Raw genomic sequence first — 18,139 nt, forward strand, 5'->3', positions numbered from 1 at the left:
TTCGGCGGCCGGTAACGGGCCCGGTGACCGGCGGTGGGTGTCAGAGCTGCCTGGTAGGTTGCCGGCCCGTGACGGGGGAAGGGTTGGACGCCCGGTTCGGCCGGCTCTGGGCGGCGAGCACGCTGTCGGCGCTGGGCAGCGGTATGGCCACGGTGGCGGCCCCGCTGTACGCGGCGGCCCGCAGCGACGATCCGCTGGTGGTCGCTGCCGCCGCCGGTGCGTCGTGGCTGCCCTGGCTGCTGTTCGCGCTGCCCGGCGGGGTGCTGGTCGACCGGCTGGACCGGCGGCGGTTGATGGTGGTCATCGACTGGGTGCGGGTGGTCGCACTGGTGTCGCTGGGTGTGGCGATGCTGGCCGGGCGGGCCGGGATACCGCTGCTGTACGCCGTGCTGTTCGTGGTGAACACCGGTGAGATCGTGTTCCGGTCGGCCAGCCAGGCGATGTTGCCGACGATCGTGCCCACGGCCCGGCTGGAACGGGCCAACGGCTGGCTCGGCGGCGGCACCACCCTGGCTCAGGGGATGCTGGCGGGCCCGCTCGGCGGGTTCCTGTTCGTCTTCGCCGAGAGCCTCCCGTTCCTCGCCAACGCCGGCACGTACGCCCTCAGCGCGGTGCTCGTCGCGCTGATCGGCGGCTCGTTCCGGGGCGGTGGGGACGCCGTCCCGGTGGGCACCCGGTCGATGCGGGCGGAGATCGGCGCGGGCTTCCGGTTCCTGATCGGCCAGCGGCTGCTGCGCGCGATGGCCGTGCTGATCGGCCTGCTCAACCTCACCCTGACGGCCGCGATGGCGGTGCTGGTGCTGTTGGCGACCGAACGTCTCGGCCTGGACTCCGTCGGCTACGGGCTGCTGTTCACCAGCATGTCGGCCGGGGGGCTGCTCGGCGCGGTGGTCGGTGACCGGCTCATCGCCCGGGTCGGCGCGACCTGGACGGTGCGGGTGGGATTGCTGGTGGAGGCGGGGCTGCACCTGGCGTTGGCCGCCTCGACCAGCGCCTGGCTCGTCGGGTTCGCGCTGTTCGCGTTCGGGGTGCACGGTGCCCTGTGGGGGATCGTGTTCCATTCGCTGCGGCAGCGGCTGACCCCGTCGGAGCTGCGTGGCCGGGTCGGTGCGACGACGCTGTTCATCGCGGCCGGCGGCAACTGCGCGGGCGCGCTGCTCGGCGGGGTGGTGGCCGGCAGGTTCGGGCTGACCACGCCCTACTGGGCGGGGTTCGTGGTGGCCCTCGTCGTCGCGGTGGGAACCTGGCGGGTGTTCGACCGTGCCGCCGTGGCCGCCGCCTACGCCGGCACGCCGTCCCGACCGGCCGCCGCGCCCGGTGCGGTCACGGGGTGAGGAGGGCGGGGAGCCCACCCGCGCGCCGTCAGGCGGGGACGGTGAGCACGGTCCGCTCGGCGGCACTGCGGTGTGCCAGCTCGATCAGTTCCACCGTGCGTACCGCGTCCCGGGGGTCCACCGGCAGCGGTCCGTCGCCGCGTAACGCCGCCTCGACCTGGGCGTAGAAGTCCTGGTAGCGGCCCGGTTCGGTGGGTGTCGGGCGGAGGTCGTCGCCCGCGCCGAGCAGGCCGTACCGGTCGGGGGTGACCTCGCCCCAGCCCGGGGCGTCGGGCCGGCCGCCGCGACGCAGCGCGTCCTCCTGCCCGTCGAGGCCGTGGCAGGTGTACGCGGCGCGGTCGCCGAGGACCCGTAGCCGGGGGCCGAGCTGGGCGGTGACCGCGCTCATCCACAGGTGGGAGCGGACCCCGCCGACGTGGGTGAGCGCCACGAACGCGTCGTCGTCGACCTGCGCGCCGGGGCGACGCCGGTCCACCTCGGCGTAGACGGTGTCGACCGGCCCGAACAGCTGCACGGCCTGGTCGACGAGGTGCGCGCCGAGGTCGTAGAGGACCCCACCGGCGTCGGCGGGGCTGCCGCCCTCCCGCCAGCCGGCCCGGATCTGCGGCCGCCAGCGTTCGAAACGGGACTCGAACCGGGTCACCCGGCCGAGCGCGCCGGCCTCGACCAGCCGTCGTACGGTGCGGAAGTCGCCGTCCCACCGGCGGTTCTGGAACACGGTCAGCGCGACGCCCCGGCGGTCCGCCTCGTCGACCAGCGCGCGGGCGTCGGCGCTGGTGGCGGCGAGCGGCTTGTCCACCACCACCGGCAGCCCGGCGGCGAGCGCCGCCCGGGCGTGGGTGACGTGGGAGCTGTTCGGGGTGGCCACCACCACCAGGTCGAGGGCGTCCGGGTCGGCCCACAACGCCCCGGCGTCGTCGACGACCCGGGCGTCGGGGTGCTCGTCGGCGACCTGCTGCCGGCGCTGCGGGTCGGCGGTGACGACGGCGGCCAGCCGTAGCCCGCCGGTGGCGGCGATCAGCGGGGCGTGGAAAACCCGGCCGGCGACGCCGTAGCCGAGCAGTCCGACCCGCAGGGGGTGCCGCGTGCCGTCCGTCATGCTGGTTCCCCGATCGTCGCCGCCGGTGGTCCGGTCCCCACCGAACCTACGCGCCGGTCGGTGCGGGTCCGGTGTCAGGCCGGCGTCGGGTCGGTCACCCAGCCGGCGACCAGCACCAGGCCGGTGGGGCGGTGCACGGCGAGGAAACCGAACGGGCGGTCCACGTCGAGGCGTACCCGGCGCCGCCGGACGGTGGCGCGGGGTGCCGCGCCGCCGGCCCGCATGGCCAGGGCGGTGACGGCGGCGGCCCGCAGGCCGGTGGCGGTGAACTCGGCGCGGGCGCTCTGCCGGGCGTCGGAGACCGACAGGCGGGGGCTGATGTCGGGGAAGTGGTCGCCGTCGCGGGCGGCGGTGGCGAGGCCGAACAGGTCGGCGTGGTCGAGCAGGTCGTGCTCGCCGGTCACGGTGAACCCGACGGTACGTACCAGCAGCTCCGGCCGGTCGTCGTGCCCGTCGACGGTGTCCTCGGTGACGCCGGGCCCGGCCGGTGCGGGCAGGGTCGCCGGGTGGTCGAGCGCGTGGATCGCGGCGGGGAGCACCCGGGCGGCGGGTTGCCCGGGCGGGCCGAGGGCGAGCAGCACGTCGACGTCGGCGTCCCCGGTGACGGTGAGCAGGCTGACCGGGCCGGCGGCGGTGTCGGCGACCCGCAGCGCCGTCGGGTCGCCGCCGCCCCGGTGCAGTCCGGCCAGGGTGCGGCCCTGCCACGGCCCGGTCGCCGGTCGGCAGGGGGCGGGGTGGAACGGGGTTGCCCAGTCGACGAGCACGCTCAGCGCGGTGGCCAGCACCAGCGCGGTGCCGGGGCCGACCGGGACGGGCATCCGGGGGACCAGGCCGTCGGTGTGGTCGTGCGCCCACCGGTCGAGACGCGGCTGGTCGACGGTCGGGTCGCCGGTCAGCTCGCCCCGGGTCGAGGCGTCCACCTCGGTCAGCCACCGGTGGCCCAGGGGCAGTCCGGCCCGGGACCAGAAGCCCGCCGCGAGGCGGGTGGTGGGGGAGTCGACCGGGGTGGCCGGGGTGGGGGCGACGGCGTGCAGTTCGGTGCGGGCCGGGCCGGTGGCGTACCGGGCGAGCAGGGCGAGCAGCGGGTACGCCCCGGCACCGGACAGGACGGTCTGCCGGTCGTCCAGGCGGGCCGCCCAGCGGGCGGTGAGGGCGTTGGCGGGCGGGCTCATGGGGCGGCAGGCTACCCGGCGCACCCTGTCGGGTGCCCGCCCGGCGTGGTGCGGTGGGGTCGGTGCGGCCGGCCGGCGGTGGTGTGACAGCGTGGCCGGGTGGGTGTACGCGAGGTCGACCTTGCCGTCGTCGGTGGTGGTGGGGCCGGTTCGCTGGTGCTCGCCGCGCTGGCCCGGCACGAACTGCCGGGGTTGCGGGTCGCCGTGGTGGACCCGGTGCGCAAGCGCGGCCAGGACCGCACCTGGGCGTTCTGGGGCGCTCCCGGCGGCGATCTGGAGCCGATGCTCAGCGCCAGCTGGTCGCGGGTGGAGGTGGCCACCCCGGCGGCGACCCGGGTGCTGGAGCTGACCCCGCTGCGGTACGCGATGCTGCGTTCCGCCCCGGTCTACGAGCGGGCCGCCGAGGCGGAACGGCGCCTCGGCGCGGCCCGCCACGACGTGGCGGTGGGGGCGCTCGACGACGACGGCACGACGGTGACGGTGCGCGACACCGACGGGCGGGCGGTGCTGCGCGCCGGGTGGGTCCTCGACTCGCGTCCCCGCCCGCCCCGCCGGCCCGGCCGGACGGCCTGGTTGCAGCACTTCCGGGGCTGGTGGTTGGAGTCGTCGACGCCGGTGTTCGATCCGGGGCGGGCGGTGCTGATGGACTTCCGCACCCCGCAGCCGACCCGGGGGGTGTCGTTCGGCTACGTGCTGCCGGTCAGCGACCGGTACGCGCTCGTCGAGTACACCGAGTTCTCCCCGGCGGTGCTCACCGACGCGGGCTACGACGCCGGCCTGCGCGGCTACGCGGGGCTGCTCGGGCTGGACCTGGCGGCGTTGACGGTGCGGGAGGTGGAGGACGGGGTGATCCCGATGACCGACGCGCCGTTCGACGGCCACCCGTCGCCACGGGTGGTGCGCCTGGGCACCGCCGGTGGGGCGACCCGCCCGTCGACCGGGTTCACCTTCGCGGCGATGCACCGTCAGGCCGGGCAGGTCGCCGCCGCGCTCGCCGCCGGTCGTCCGCCGGTGCCCCGGCCGGCGTACCCGGGGCGGCACCGGTGGATGGACGCGGTGGCGTTGCGGGCGTGGGACTCCGGCGCGGTGGGTGGGCCGGAGTTCTTCGACCGGCTGTTCGACCGGAACCCGGCGTCGCGGGTGCTGCGGTTCCTCGACGGCGCGACCGGCCCGGCGGAGGACGTGGCCCTGATGCGGTCGAGTCCGCTGCTGCCGATGACCTCGGCGGTGGTCGGTGACGCGGTGGGTCGGCTGCGGGCCCGGCTGACCCGGCGCTGAGCGGGGGCGTCGGTCAGCCGGCGGCGCGGACCGTGTCGCGGACCAGCGTCCGCAGGCCCTCCATCGGGTCGCCGTCGTTCGCGCCGAGCCGGTTGCGGGTCGCCGCCACCGACAGGCCCAGCTCCGGGTACGCGTAGGCGAGGCTGCCGCCGCTGCCGGAGGTGCCGAACGAGCCGTCGTCGTCGACGGTGTAGCCGAGGCCGAACGCCATCTCCTGCCCGAACACCCATTCGACGCCCCGGACAGCCACCGCGCTGACCTGGCGCAGCCGGTCGGCGGAGATCAGGCGTACCCCGTCGACGTCGCCGATGAGCGCGGCGTAGAGCCGGGCGGCGGCGCGGGCGGTGAGGGTGCCCACGGCGGGCACGTCGGCGCGCAGCACGTCGGGTCGGCTGCCGATGCCGGCGTCGGGGCGGACGGCCGGGGGGGCGACGGCGTCGAAGTGCGGCAGGTTGGCGGAGGCGAATGCCATCAGGTCGGTCAGGCCGTTGTCCTCCAGGGTGGCCAGCCGGGGCAGGTCGGTGTCGGGTACCCCGAGGAACAGTTCCCCGGTGACGCCCAGCGGGGCGGCCACGTCCTCGGCGAGCACGGTGGAGATCGTCCGGCCGGTGACCCGGCGGACCACCTCGCCGACCAGCCAGCCGTACGTCCAGGCGTGGTAGGCGATCTGTTCGCCGGGCGCCCAGCGGGGCACCGCGTCGGCGACGAGGGCGCACATCCGGTCCCAGTCGGTGAAGTCGGCGGGGGTGACGTCGGCGGGCAGGGCGGGCACCCCGGCGGTGTGGGTGAGCACGTGCCGCAGGGTGACGGTGTGCTTGCCGTGCCGGGCGAACTCCGGCCAGGCGTCGGCGACGCGCAGGTCGTAGTCGAGCCGGCCCGCTTCGGCGAGGACGTGCACGACGCTGCTGGTCAGACCCTTGCCGGTGGAGACGCTGAAGATCGGGGTGTCGGCGGTCAGCGGCCGGCCGGTGGTGGTGTCGGCGGTCCCGGCGGTCTCGTCGACGATCAGCCGGCCGTGCCGGTAGGCCGCCACCTGCACGCCTGCCTCCCGGCCGGAGTCGACGAGCGTGTGGATGGTCCGGCGTACCTCGGCCCGTAGGGCGTCCCCGTCGTTGGTCACGGTCGCCGACTCTGCCAGAGCCGGCCCGGGGCCGCCGCCGGTTTTCCGGCCGGTGGCGGGGCGCGTCCGTGTCCCTGCGGCGGGGGCCCGGTGGGGTGCCGGTAGGTTCGGCCGCATGGTGGACGGGGTCGTGGAGATCTGGACCGACGGGGCGTGCAGTGGCAACCCGGGGCCGGGGGGTTGGGGTGTGCTGCTCCGCTACGGCGGGCACGAGCGGGAGCTGTGCGGTGGCGAGGCCACCCCGACCACCAACAACCGGATGGAGCTGACCGCGGCGATCGAGGCGTTGGAGGCGCTGACCCGGCCGGCCACGGTGCGGCTGCACACCGACAGCACGTACGTGCGCAACGGCATCACCAGCTGGCTGGCGTCGTGGAAGCGCAACGGGTGGCGTACCGCGGCGAAGCAGCCGGTGAAGAACGCCGACCTGTGGCAGCGGCTGGAGGCGGCCTGCACCCGGCACGAGGTGAGCTGGCACTGGGTGAAGGGGCACAACGGTCACCCGGAGAACGAGCGCGCTGACGCGCTGGCCAACCGGGGGATGAAGCAGGCGCGGGCGGCGGTGGGCGTCTCCCGCTGAGCACGGGTCCCCGTGCGCCGACGCGCACCGCGCCCCCCGCGACCGCGTCGGGGCCGACCGGTGGCGCGCTACTCGGTGGGCGGGTGGGCGGCCTCCTCCTCGGCGGGGTCGCCCGCGCCAGAGACGGCGGCCACGTCGTAGCCGGCGCGGCTGGTCTCCCGGGCCGACCGGTGCTCCTCGGCGGGCAGGTCGGCGAAGTCGTCGCCGGTGTCCCCGCCGTCGCCCAGCGACTCGCCCGGCGGGCGCAGCGACGCCTCGTACGCCGGCACGCCGTTCGGCTCGTCGGTGTCGGCCCGGTCGGTGCGTGGTTGTTCCGTCATGCCGACCTACCTGCCCGCCCTACCGCCCGGCAAACCCACCCGCCGGGGCGCGGCCACGCCGGTCGCCGTCAGCGGCGGGGGCTGTCAGCGGCGGGGGCGGCGCGGGCGGCGGGTCGGGGTGAGCGGCACCACCGTGGTCCAGTGCGCGGGGCGGCGCAGCCGTGCGGGCAGGGTGGTGTGCCGGTCGCCCCGGGCCGCCTCGAGCTGGGACTGGTGCAGGAACAGGGTGTCGGACAGGTCCGCCCCACGCAGGTCCGCGCCGCGCAGGTCGGCCCCGGTGACGTCGGCCCGGCGCAGATCGGCCCCGCGCAGGTCCGCGCCGAGCAGCCGGGCTCCGCGCAGGTTCGCCCCGCGCAGGTCCGCGCCCCGCAGGTCCGCGCCGAGCAGCAGCGCGCCCCGTCGGTCGGCCCCGCCGGTGCCGGCGCGGGCGGCGTCGCTGGCCGCCGCGAGCAGCGGGTTCACCCGGTCGCGGTGGGCGTCCACGTCGACGGTGGAAAGCTCCTGCGGCGTGCCGCCGGCCAGCGCGTCGGTGGCGTCGCGTGCGGCGCGCAGCTCGTCGTGCAGCGGGCCGGCGGGGGTGAGGGTGAGCGCCTCGGTGAGATACCAGAGCAGCTCGTGCAGGGGGCGGGTGACGGTGAACGCGGCGAACATGCCGGCGGCGGTGGCCGGGTCGGTGCGCCAGTCCCGGCCGGCGAAGGTGACCTGACTGACGCGCTGGCCGGCGCCGAAGCAGTCGAACACGACGCAGCCGGGGTAGCCGCGGTCGCGCAGCTCGTCGTGGATGCCGCAGCGGGAGTCGACGCGCAGGTGGTGGCAGGGGCGGCCGGCGGGCTTGTCCCGGGCGAAGTCGGCGGAGGCGGCGAACGCCGGGGCGACGCAGCACAACCCGACACAGCGGGCGCAGTCCGCCCGCAGCCCGGTGGTGTCGGCCATGCTGTCCGTCGTCTCCCTCGTCCGGTGGTCGTCTCCGGTGCCGGCCCCGCGTCCGGGCCGGTCCGCCCCGGCCATTGTCCGCCGAGCCCCGGCCCGCCGACCGGGAGGGTCCCGCCCGCCGACCGGGGCGACGGGTACGGCCGGGCGGTCCGGATGCACGGGAGGGTCGGCGGCACCCGCCGCCCCGGGAGGGTGGGATAGGGTCCGGTCACCGCCTCGGACCCGGGAGATGCGATGCCCACCGACCACGTCGACGTGCTCATCGTCGGCGCGGGGTTGTCCGGTGTCGGTGCCGCCTGCCACCTGCGGCGCACCTGCCCCGACACGACGTACGCGGTGGTCGAGGCGCGGGACGCGATCGGCGGCACCTGGGACCTGTTCCGCTACCCCGGCATCCGCTCCGACTCGGACATGTTCACCCTCGGCTACGTGTTCCGCCCGTGGACCGCGCCGCAGGCCATCGCCGACGGCGACACCATCCTGCGCTACGTGCGGGAAACCGCCCGGGAGTACGGCGTCGAGGAGCACATCCGGTTCCGTCACCGGGTGCGCCGCGCCGAGTGGGACAGCACCACCGCCCGCTGGACGGTCCACGTGCACCGCGACGACACCGCCGACGACATCGTCCTGACCTGCGGTTTCCTCTTCTCCTGCACCGGCTACTACCGGTACGACGCCGGCTACACCCCCGACTTCCCCGACGTCGGGCGGTACACGGGTCGGCTGGTGCACCCGCAGCACTGGCCCGACGACCTCGACCACACCGGCCGACGGGTGGTGGTGATCGGCAGCGGGGCCACCGCGGTGACCCTGGTGCCGGCGCTGGCGCGGCGGGCCGGGCACGTCACCATGCTCCAGCGTTCCCCCACGTACGTGATCGCGTTGCCGGCCCGGGACCGGCTGGCCGACGTGCTGCGCCGCCGGCTGCCCGCCCGCGCCGCCCACCGCCTGGTCCGCGCCAAGAACGTGCTGTTCGGCACCGTCAACTACCAGCTCGCCCGACGTGCGCCCCGAACGGTGCGGGCGTTCCTGCGGCGGGCCGCGAAGGGCCGGCTGCCCGCCGGGTACGACGTGGACCGGCACTTCTCGCCCCGCTACGACCCGTGGGACCAGCGGCTGTGCGTGGCACCCGACGGTGACCTGTTCGACGCCCTGTCCACCGGCCGCGCCTCGGTGGTCACCGACACCGTCGACGCGTTCACCCCGGACGGCGTCCGGCTCGGCTCCGGGGCGGAGCTGCCCGCCGACATCGTGGTGACCGCCACCGGGCTGCAACTGCTCGCCCTCGGCGGGATGACCCTCACCGTCGACGGCGTCGACGTCGACCTCGGCGCGACGGTGGCGTACAAGGGGATGATGCTCTCCGGGGTGCCGAACTTCGCGTTGACCATCGGCTACACCAACGCCTCGTGGACGTTGAAGGCCGACCTGGTCGCCACCTACGTGTGCCGGCTGCTGCGTCACCTGGACGCCACCGGCCAGCAGGTCGTCACCCCGGTCGCACCACCCGACGGCGACCTGTCGCCGCTGATCGACCTGCGGTCCGGGTACGTGCTGCGCAGTGTGGACACGCTGCCCCGGCAGGGTGCCCGCGCGCCGTGGCGGCTGCACCAGAACTATCCCCGCGACGTCGTGCTGATGAAACACGGTCGGCTCGTCGACGAGGGGGTGCGTTTCTCCCGGGCGACCGCCGACACCCCGGTCGGCTGAGCCCTTTCCCACCGTCCTATCGTCTCTTTCCCGCAGCAAGGAGGCCGCGTGCGTAACTTCGACTTCACGGCCGGGACCGCCGTGGTCACCGGTGCCGCCAGCGGAATCGGCGAGGCCCTCGCCCACGGGCTGGCCCGCCGCGGCAGCGACCTGGTCCTGCTCGACCGCGACGGCGACCGGCTCGACGCGGTGGCCGCCGCGGTCCGCGTCGCGCATCCCGGGCGTCGGGTCGACACCCACCTGGTCGACCTGGCCGACCTGTGCACCACCGCCCGGGTGGCCGAGGAGGTCATGGCCCGGCATCCCCGGATCCGGCTGCTGGTCAACAACGCCGGGGTGGCCCTCGGCGGCCGGTTCGACCAGGTCACCATGGACGAGTTCCACTGGGTCGTCGACATCAACTTCCGGGCCCCGGTGCAGCTCACCCACGCCCTGCTGCCGGCGTTGCGGGCCGAACCCGGCGCGCACCTGGTCAACGTGTCCAGCCTGTTCGGGCTGATCGCCCCGGCCGGGCAGGCAGCCTACGCGGCCAGCAAGTTCGCCCTGCGGGGCTTCACCGAGGCGCTGCGGTACGAGCTGGCCGACGACGGCATCGGGGTGACGTCGGTGCACCCCGGCGGCATCGCCACCCGCATCGCCCGCAACGCCCGGGTCGGCAGCGGGGTGCCCCGCGAGGAGTTCGACGCGGCGCGGCAGCAGTTCGAGAGGCTGCTGTCCATTCCGCCCGGACGGGCCGCCGAGGTGATCCTGCGCGGGGTCGAACGTCGTCGCGGCCGGGTGCTGATCGGCTGGTCGGCGAAGCTGCCCGACCTGCTTGCCCGGGTCGCGCCCGGATCGCACGGCCGGCTGGTCGCCGCCGGGGTCCGGCTCGTCGGTGGTCCGGGCCCGCGGTCCGCGCCGGCCGCCCGGGTGGCGGCCCCGGTGCCGACGGAACTACCCGCCGGTGAGGTCGCCTGACCCGGGCCCGGGCACGACGCCGCCGACCGCCGGCCGCGACGGTGGCGGCGGAGGAGGGCCGGTCAGGGCGGGTTGCTGCCCCGCTTCTCCTCCTGCGCCAGCACCGCCTCCCGCAACTCCGGGTCGTCGCGGGCGGCCAGTTCCGCGGCGAGGCGGGGATCACCCACCAGCCGCTCCCGGTTACGGTGCAGGAACGCCGCGAACCCGCCGGTGTACGGGCAGGCGAGATCACCGAGTTCCCGGTCCGGCTGGTAGCGGCAGCCGGTGCAGTAGTCGCTGATCTCGTCGATGTACCGGCCGTCCACGGCGTACGGGCGGGTGTCCACCCGGGCCAGGTCGGCGTACTGGCTCATGCCGAGCACTGTCGTGTTCATCACCCACTCGGCGCCGTCGACGAAGCTGCGCTGGAACCAGTCGACCAGTTCGGTCGGCCGCCAGCCGCGCTGCAACGCGTGGTTGCCGAGCACCAGCAGCCGCTGGGCGTGGTGTACCCAGGCCCGGTCCCGGACCCCGGCGAGCACGTCGGCCAGGCAGCGCGCCTCCACCGCGTCGGCGTCGAGGTCCTCGAACCACTGCGGCAGCGGTTCGGTCGCGGCCAGCCAACCGGTGCCCCGGTAGGGCGGGTCGACGTACCAGTAGAGCTGCCAGAGGAATTCCCGCCAGCCGAGCACCCCCCGGACGAACGCCTCCACCGAGGCCAGCGGGGCGTCACCCGACCGCCACGCCGCCTCCGCCCGGGACACGGCCGCCGCCGGGTCGAGCAGCCCGAGGTTGAACGCGGCGGAGAGCATCCCGTGCGCCAGCACCGGGTCCTCGGCGCTCATCACGTCGCCGTAGCGGCCGAACGCGGGCAGCCGGTACCGCAGGAAGTGCGCCAGCCGGTCCTCGGCCTCGGCGGCGGTGGCCGGATGGGAGCGGGGGGCGTCCCGGCCGACGAACCGCACCCCGTCGCGTTCCCACCGGTCCAGGTCGGCCCGCACCCCGGCGTCGATGTCGTCCTCGACGATCGGCGGTGGGGGTGGCACGTCCAGGGTGCGTCCGGCCGGGGCGCCGCGGTCACCGTCGGTCGGGCCGGGACCGGTGAGCACCCCGTGGCGGCGCTTGGCGTACCGGTAGAAGTCGACCATCCGCAGCGGCCCGCGCCGGGGCCGGTCCGCCCAGTCGGCGAAGTCGGCCCGGTCGGTGACGAAACCCCGGGGCGGTAGCACCGTCAGCCCCGGCACGGACCGGACGAAGTCCCGGGCCGCCCGGGTGCTCGGGTGGCAGACCTCGACCGGGCCGTCGACGGCCGCCAGGGCCTCCCGGAACGTCGCGGTGCGCAGCAGCACCGCCCGGTCGCCGAGTTCGGCGGCGCGGTGGCGCAGCGCGCTGAGGATCAGGTGCGCCTTCTGCCGGTGCAGCCGCCGACGCCGGAACAGGTCGGCGACCTCGACCAGCAGCACCGGTTGCCGGCCGTCGTCGAGGAAGTGCGGCCCGAGTTGATCGGCGAGCAGCCACCGGCGGGGAGACATGCGTCGATTGTGCCCGCCGTCCGGTCACCCCACGTGCCGGGGTCGAGCGGTCGCGGTGATCGCCCCTGCCCGCCCGCCCGGCGACCGCACCGTGCGTCCGACAGTGGCGCGGGCCACCGGCGTCGCACCCGCCGCCGCCCGCCCCGCCGGCCCCGACGCACCATGGTGGTATGACGGATAGCCGTACGCGGATGTTCCCGTGTCGGAGCACCACGCGGACCAGCGGGTTTCCGGCCCGGTACGGCGGGCACGTCGACCGGCCCGGCGCGCCTGACGCCGGCCCGGCCCACCGGTGAGCGTCCTCCCCGCGCCCAGCGTCCGGCGGGCCACCGTGGTCTGGGCGGTGGCCGTCACCGCCTACCTGGCGGCGGTGTTCCACCGCAGCTCCCTCGGGGTGACCGGGGTGGAGGCCACCCACCGGTTCGCCATCAACGCCTCCGCGCTGGCCGTCTTCTCGGTCGCCCAGCTCGTCGTCTACGCGGCCATGCAGATCCCGGTCGGCGTGCTGCTGGACCGGTACGGTTCCCGCCGGCTGCTGCTGGCCGGCGGCACGCTGATGGTCGCCGGGCAGCTCTGCTTCGCCGTCGCCACCGACGTGCGGCTCGCCGTCGCCGCCCGGGTGCTGGTGGGCCTCGGCGACGCGATGACCTTCATCAGCGTGCTGCGGATCGTCGCGTTCTGGTTCCCGGGGCGCCGCAATCCGCTGCTGGTGCAGCTCACCGGCACCGTCGGTCAGCTCGGTGCGATCCTCGCCGCGGTGCCGCTGGTGGCGCTGCTCCACCGGGCCGGCTGGACCCCGGCGTTCCTGGTCGCCGCCGGATTAGGGGCGACGACGGTGCTGCTGGTGCTCGTCGCCGTCCGGGACGCCCCGCACGTCGGGCCGGGGGCCGCCGTGACCCCCGCCCTGTCCGTGGTGCGGCGGGAACTCGCCGCCGCCTGGGCCCAGCCGGGCACCCGGCTGGGCCTGTGGACGCACTTCGTCGCCCAGTTCTCCGGGGCCGTCTTCGCGCTGCTGTGGGGGTACCCGTTCCTGGTGCAGGGGCAGGGGCTGGCGCCGACGGCCGCCGCGTCCCTGCTCAGCCTGATGACGGTCGGGACGCTGGTCGCCGGGCCGGTGGTCGCCCACCTGTGCGCCCGGCACCCGTTCCACCGCTCGGCGCTGGTCCTCGTGGTCACCGCGGCCAGCGCCGCGGTCTGGGCGGTCGTGCTGGCCTGGCCGGGCCGCTCGCCGCACTGGCTGCTGGTGGTCCTGGTGCTGGTGCTGGCCCTGGGCGGCCCCGGCGCGGTGATCGGCTTCGACTACGCCCGCACGTTCAACCCGGTGCACCGCATCGGCAGCGCCACCGGCATCGTCAACGTCGGCGGGTTCGTCGCCTCGATCGTGCTGGTGCTGGCGATCGGGGTGGTGCTGGACCTGACCACCCCGGCCGGCGCGTCGGCCCCGCCGCTGTCGGCGTTCCGGTGGGCGTTCGCCGTGCAGTACCTGCTCTGGGCGTTGGGTGCGGTCCAGGTGCTGCGGTACCGCAACGCCGCCCGGCGACGACGCGCACCGGCCACCGACGCCGGGCCGGTGGCGACGCCGGAGGTGACGGTGTGCGTACCGCCGGGGGAGCCGGCCGACGGTGGGGGTGAGCGGGCGGCGGGCGGCGAGTCCGGCGGACCGATGGGTCGGGCGGCATGATCGCGGTAGGTTCGGCGGTGAGCGGGACCCATCCGGCCGTCGGGCCGGCAGGCAGGGAGGACACAGCGTGAGCCAGGAAGTCCGGGGCGTCATTTCACGGAGCAAGGGCGCTCCGGTCGAGGTCACCACCATCGTGGTGCCCGACCCGGGGCCCGGCGAGGCGGTGGTGCGGGTGCAGTCCTGCGGGGTCTGCCACACCGACCTGCACTACCGCGAGGGCGGCATCAACGACGACTACCCGTTCCTGCTCGGCCACGAGGCGGCCGGGGTGGTGGAGCAGGTGGGCGAGGGCGTCACCGACGTCGCCCCCGGCGACTTCGTGGTGCTCAACTGGCGTGCCGTCTGCGGGCAGTGCCGGGCCTGCCGCCGGGGCCGGCCGTGGTACTGCTTCAACACCCACAACGCCGCCCGCAAGATGACCCTCACCGACGGCACCGAGCTGACCCCCGCCCTGGGCATCGGCTCGTTCGCCGAGAAGACGCTGGTCCACGCCGGCCAGTGCACCAAGGTCGACCCGGCGGCCCGGCCCGCCGCCGTCGGGCTGCTCGGCTGCGGGGTGATGGCCGGCCTCGGCGCGGCCATGAACACCGGGCAGGTCACCCGGGGTGACTCGGTGGCCGTCATCGGCTGCGGCGGGGTCGGCGACGCGGCGGTCGCCGGGGCCGTCCTGGCCGGCGCGACCACGATCATCGCGGTCGACACCGACGGCCGCAAGCTCGACTGGGCGCGGAAGTTCGGCGCCACCCACACCGTCGACGCCTCCGCCGAGGACGCCGTCGAGGCGATCCGGGCCGCCACCGGCGGCTTCGGCGCGGACGTGGTGATCGACGCGGTGGGCCGGCCGGAGACCTGGAAGCAGGCGTTCTACGCCCGGGACCTCGCCGGCACCGTCGTGCTGGTCGGGGTGCCCACCCCGGAGATGACCGTCGACCTGCCGCTGCTGGACGTCTTCGGCCGGGGCGGCGCGCTGAAGTCGAGCTGGTACGGCGACTGCCTGCCCAGCCGGGACTTCCCGCTGCTCACCCAGCTCTACCTGCAGGGCCGGCTCGACCTGGACGCCTTCGTCACCGAGGAGATCGCCCTGGACCAGGTGGAGGAGGCGTTCCGCCGGATGCACCACGGGGACGTGCTGCGGTCGGTGGTGGTGTTCCCGTGACCGCCCGGATCGACCACGCCGTCACCTCCGGCACGTTCTCCCTCGACGGGCAGACCTTCGACGTCGACAACAACGTCTGGGTCGTCGGCGACGACACCGAGTGCGTGGTGCTGGACGCCCCGCACGACGTGGCCGCGATCCGCCGGGTCGTCGGCGACCGGCGGGTGGTGGCGATCCTCGCCACGCACGCCCACGACGACCACGTCCGGGTCGCTCCCGACCTGGCCAAGGCCACCGGCTCACCGATCCTGCTGCACCCCGCCGACCGGGTGCTGTGGGATCTGGTGCACCCCGGGCTGGCCCCCGACGGGGAGCTGACCGACGGGCAGGAGATCACCGTCGGGGACACCGTCCTGCGGGTGCTGCACACCCCCGGGCACAGTCCCGGCGCGTGCAGCTTCCACGCCCCGGCGCTGGGTGCGGTGTTCACCGGCGACACCCTGTTCGCCGGGGGACCGGGGGCGACGGGGCGGTCGTACAGCGACTTCGCCACGATCGTCGAGTCGATCCGTACCCGGCTGCTCACCCTGCCGGCGGACACCGTGGTGCACACCGGGCACGGCGACGACACCACCGTCGGCGCGGAGGCCCCCCACCTGCAGGAGTGGCTGGCCCGCGGCCACTGACCGGCGGGCACCGCCCGCCGTCGTACTGTCGCCGATACGGCGGTATCCGAACGTCCGGATACCGCCGTATCGGCGTTTTCGCGCCGCGTGACCGGTTTCGGGGATGAGGCGGGCCACAGCCCGAGCTGGCCTACACATTTCCGGAATGACGGACAGGGGCGGTGGGTTGTGTTCCCCGTACGCCGGTCACCACACCTCCGGCCGGCGGGGCAGTTCCCCCGAGGCCCGCTCACCCCGGAGCGCGTCGCCACGATCGAAAGGGCAACCATCGTGAAGCTGGACTTCACCCGATGGCTCCCGGCCATCGCGAAGGACCGCAAAACCGCACTGAGCATCGCCGGCGTCGCCGCCCTCGGCGGCCTGGCGTTCGGACCGGCCGCCGTGGCCGCCCCCGTCACCAGCGGCCCCCACGAGGGGGCCCGTGCCGCGATCGACCTGGCCACCGGCAAGGGCCGGCAGGGCGTCACCGTCGAGTCCGGCCTGACCACCGGCACCCCCACCACCGAGGTGCCGGCCGGCAAGCCGAGCACCGACGACCTCATCCCGCGCGGCGTCGAGGGTGCCCAGTCCCGCGTCCCGCTCGACGACGCGCAGCTCGCCAACGCCAAGGAGATCATCGCCGAGGCCAAGCGCAGCGGCGTGGGCGAGCGCGGCGCGGTGATCGGCGTGGCCACCTCGCTGCAGGAGTCGAAGCTGTACAACCTGGGGCACCTCGGCGCGTACAACGACCACGACTCGCAGGGCCTGTTCCAGCAGCGCCCGTCGTCGGGGTGGGGCACGCCCGAGCAGGTCACCGACCCCCGGTACGCCTCCCGGGCGTTCTTCGGCGCGTTGAAGAACGTGCACGGGTGGCGGGACCTGCCGCTGACCACCGCCGCGCAGACCGTGCAGGTCTCGGCGTACCCGTACGCGTACGCCCAGTGGGAGCAGCAGGCGGCGGACATCGTCCAGCAGCTCTGGTGACCCACGACCGGCCGGTCCCCACGACGGGGGCCGGCCGGTCGGCGTCCGCCCGGGTCAGGCCGGGGCGTCCTCCCGGCGCAGCTTCGCCGACCCGACGCCGACGGAGAACCCGGCGGCCCACCGGCTCGCGCTGTCGGCCCGGGTCCGGTCGAGCAGGTGGTACCAGTCCATCCGGCAGCGCTGTGGGGTCACCTCCAGCACGCCGTAGCCGTGCCCGTCCAGCTCCGTCCACTTCACGTGCGGGTTCGTCGAGCGCAGCAGGGTCGCGCCGAGCAGGCTCAGCCCGTTGCCGGCCGGCAGCCCGAGGACGTCGTCGAGGTTGTCGCTGGTCACCGAGGGCACCACGAACTCGGCGGCGGCCGGGTTGGTCAACCCCGTCGAGCGGGTGGTCACCTCGCTGGCCCACGAGGTGTGGATGTCGCCGGTGAGGAAGACCACGTCCCGGGTGCCGGTGGCCCGCAGGTGGTCGACCAGCCGGTCCCGGTCGGCGTTGTAGCCGTCCCACTGGTCGGGGTTGAGCACCGCGCCGTTCTGCGGGATGCCGAGCAGCTTGGCCAGCGGGCCGAGCAGCCACGCCGGCAGCGAACCGAGGTCGACCCGGGCCATCATCACCGGGTTGCCGACCAGCTTCCACTGTGCCGTCGAGCCGGACAGCCCGTCGGCGAGCCACCGCAGCTGGGCCGCGCCGGCGATGGTGCGGGCCGGGTCGTCCACCGCCGTGCCGCCGGCCTGCTGCGACCGGTACGACCGCAGGTCCAGCATGGACAGCTCGGCGAGCCCGCCGAAGCGCAACCGCCGGTAGATCGTGCCGTCCGCGCCGATCCGTACCGGCATCCACTCCTGGTACGCCTGCCGGGCGGCGGCGACCCGGTCGGCCCACGCGCCCTCGCTGCCCGGGGTGTGGTTCTCCGCCCCGCCCGACCAGGCGTCGTTGGCGAACTCGTGGTCGTCCCAGGTGATCACCCAGGGCAGGGCGGCGTGCAGCGCCTGCAGGCCCGGGTCGGTCTTGTAGAGCGCGTGCCGGACCCGGTAGTCGGCCAGGGTCAGCATCTCGTGTTCGGGCTCGACCGGGCGTACCACCGTGCCGCCGGCGTCGAACTCGCCCGTGCCGTACTCGTAGAGGTAGTCGCCGAGGTGCACGACCAGGTTGAGGTCACCCCGGTCGGCCAGCCGCCGGTAGGCCGCGAAGTGCCCGGCCTCCCAGTTCGCGCAGGACACCACGCCCAGCCGCAGCCGGTCGATCGCCGCGTCGGCCGCCGGGGCGGTCATAGTCCGACCGGTCGGCGACCAGGTGTCACCGTGACCGAACCGGTACCAGTAGGTCGTCGCCGGGGCCAGCCCGGTCACCGTGACCTTGACGGTGTGGTCGCGGGCCGGGCCGGTCGGTGCCACGCCCTGCGCGGTCACCGTGGCGAAGTCGGGATCGGCGGCGACCTGCCAGCGTACGTCGACGTCCGGGCCGAGGCCGGAGCCGGGCAGCGCCTCCACCACGGGGGTGACCCGGGTCCACAGCAGGATGCCGTCGGGCAGCGGATCGCCGGAGGCGACCCCGTGCCGGAACGCGCCGTCCGCCGCGTGGGCGGGACCGCCCGCGGCGAGGGTGGCGCCGGCGAGGACGGCGGTGCCGGCGGAGGCGCCGGCGAGGCGCAGCATGGTACGACGGTCGAGGGTGTTCGTCATGGTCTATGTGTCTACCGGG

16 protein-coding genes are annotated in these 18,139 nt (G+C 75.4%); 9 read left to right on the plus strand and 7 right to left on the minus strand.

Annotated elements, in window-relative coordinates; all coding sequences use genetic code 11:
• The first annotated feature begins 68 nt into the window (after window positions 1-68).
• Window positions 69-1,334 (plus strand): MFS transporter, encoded by a 1,266-nt coding sequence (locus ACN265_RS13560; protein WP_421407816.1) that lies wholly within the window; start codon window positions 69-71, stop codon window positions 1,332-1,334.
• A gap of 28 nt (window positions 1,335-1,362) precedes the next feature.
• Here ACN265_RS13560 and ACN265_RS13565 read toward each other — a convergent pair whose 3' ends face one another.
• Window positions 1,363-2,433: a Gfo/Idh/MocA family oxidoreductase gene (locus ACN265_RS13565; RefSeq protein WP_421407819.1), complete on the minus strand. Its 1,071-nt coding sequence runs from the start codon at window positions 2,431-2,433 to the stop codon at window positions 1,363-1,365.
• Between the two features lie 74 nt (window positions 2,434-2,507).
• Window positions 2,508-3,605, minus strand: coding sequence for a serpin family protein (locus ACN265_RS13570; protein WP_420115404.1), 1,098 nt, complete (start codon window positions 3,603-3,605; stop codon window positions 2,508-2,510).
• A 99-nt stretch (window positions 3,606-3,704) separates the two neighbouring features.
• On the opposite strand from ACN265_RS13570, the gene ACN265_RS13575 reads away from it, so the two are divergent.
• Window positions 3,705-4,883, plus strand: a complete 1,179-nt coding sequence (locus ACN265_RS13575) for a lycopene cyclase family protein (protein WP_421407821.1) — start codon at window positions 3,705-3,707, stop codon at window positions 4,881-4,883.
• A gap of 13 nt (window positions 4,884-4,896) precedes the next feature.
• On the opposite strand, the gene ACN265_RS13580 is transcribed toward ACN265_RS13575, so the two are convergent.
• Window positions 4,897-6,003, minus strand: a complete 1,107-nt coding sequence (locus ACN265_RS13580) for a serine hydrolase domain-containing protein (RefSeq protein WP_421407824.1) — start codon at window positions 6,001-6,003, stop codon at window positions 4,897-4,899.
• A gap of 115 nt (window positions 6,004-6,118) precedes the next feature.
• On the opposite strand from ACN265_RS13580, the gene rnhA reads away from it, so the two are divergent.
• Window positions 6,119-6,583 (plus strand): ribonuclease HI, encoded by a 465-nt coding sequence (rnhA, locus tag ACN265_RS13585; RefSeq protein ID WP_421407826.1) that lies wholly within the window; start codon window positions 6,119-6,121, stop codon window positions 6,581-6,583.
• A gap of 68 nt (window positions 6,584-6,651) precedes the next feature.
• Here the strand turns inward: rnhA and ACN265_RS13590 are convergent, their stop codons facing one another.
• Together ACN265_RS13590 and ACN265_RS13595 are read right to left on the minus strand one after the other, a co-directional pair.
• Window positions 6,652-6,903 (minus strand): hypothetical protein, encoded by a 252-nt coding sequence (locus tag ACN265_RS13590; RefSeq protein ID WP_420115408.1) that lies wholly within the window; start codon window positions 6,901-6,903, stop codon window positions 6,652-6,654.
• Window positions 6,904-6,987: 84 nt separating this feature from the next.
• Window positions 6,988-7,836 carry a pentapeptide repeat-containing protein gene (locus tag ACN265_RS13595; protein ID WP_421407828.1) on the minus strand — a complete coding sequence of 283 codons (849 nt, stop codon included), beginning with the start codon at window positions 7,834-7,836 and terminating at the stop codon, window positions 6,988-6,990.
• A gap of 234 nt (window positions 7,837-8,070) precedes the next feature.
• Here ACN265_RS13595 and ACN265_RS13600 point away from each other — a divergent pair, with 234 nt between their 5' ends.
• Window positions 8,071-9,546, plus strand: a complete 1,476-nt coding sequence (locus ACN265_RS13600; RefSeq protein WP_421407829.1) for a flavin-containing monooxygenase — start codon at window positions 8,071-8,073, stop codon at window positions 9,544-9,546.
• A gap of 48 nt (window positions 9,547-9,594) precedes the next feature.
• Entirely contained in the window at window positions 9,595-10,503 is a 909-nt protein-coding gene (locus ACN265_RS13605; protein WP_421407831.1) for an SDR family NAD(P)-dependent oxidoreductase, read from the plus strand.
• A gap of 62 nt (window positions 10,504-10,565) precedes the next feature.
• On the opposite strand, the gene ACN265_RS13610 is transcribed toward ACN265_RS13605, so the two are convergent.
• Window positions 10,566-12,014 carry a cryptochrome/photolyase family protein gene (locus ACN265_RS13610; protein WP_421407834.1) on the minus strand — a complete coding sequence of 483 codons (1,449 nt, stop codon included), beginning with the start codon at window positions 12,012-12,014 and terminating at the stop codon, window positions 10,566-10,568.
• Between the two features lie 292 nt (window positions 12,015-12,306).
• Between ACN265_RS13610 and ACN265_RS13615 the strand changes: the two genes are divergently transcribed.
• From ACN265_RS13615 to ACN265_RS13630, 4 genes are all read left to right on the plus strand, one after another.
• Window positions 12,307-13,695: an MFS transporter gene (locus tag ACN265_RS13615; RefSeq protein WP_421407837.1), complete on the plus strand. Its 1,389-nt coding sequence runs from the start codon at window positions 12,307-12,309 to the stop codon at window positions 13,693-13,695.
• Window positions 13,696-13,762: 67 nt separating this feature from the next.
• A complete protein-coding gene (locus tag ACN265_RS13620; RefSeq protein WP_377682259.1) occupies window positions 13,763-14,851 on the plus strand; it encodes an S-(hydroxymethyl)mycothiol dehydrogenase in 1,089 nt (362 codons plus the stop codon).
• A complete protein-coding gene (locus ACN265_RS13625) occupies window positions 14,848-15,477 on the plus strand; it encodes an MBL fold metallo-hydrolase (RefSeq protein WP_421407840.1) in 630 nt (209 codons plus the stop codon). Before ACN265_RS13620 ends, ACN265_RS13625 begins: the two co-directional genes overlap by 4 nt.
• A gap of 270 nt (window positions 15,478-15,747) precedes the next feature.
• Window positions 15,748-16,440, plus strand: coding sequence for a hypothetical protein (locus ACN265_RS13630; RefSeq protein WP_204928351.1), 693 nt, complete (start codon window positions 15,748-15,750; stop codon window positions 16,438-16,440).
• A gap of 54 nt (window positions 16,441-16,494) precedes the next feature.
• Here the strand turns inward: ACN265_RS13630 and ACN265_RS13635 are convergent, their stop codons facing one another.
• A complete protein-coding gene (locus tag ACN265_RS13635; protein WP_421407841.1) occupies window positions 16,495-18,120 on the minus strand; it encodes an alkaline phosphatase D family protein in 1,626 nt (541 codons plus the stop codon).
• Between the last annotated feature and the right edge of the window lie 19 nt (window positions 18,121-18,139).

The sequence above is a fragment of the Micromonospora sp. WMMD730 genome, from assembly GCF_049178955.1.
Taxonomy (GTDB): Bacteria; Actinomycetota; Actinomycetes; order Mycobacteriales; family Micromonosporaceae; genus Micromonospora; species Micromonospora wenchangensis.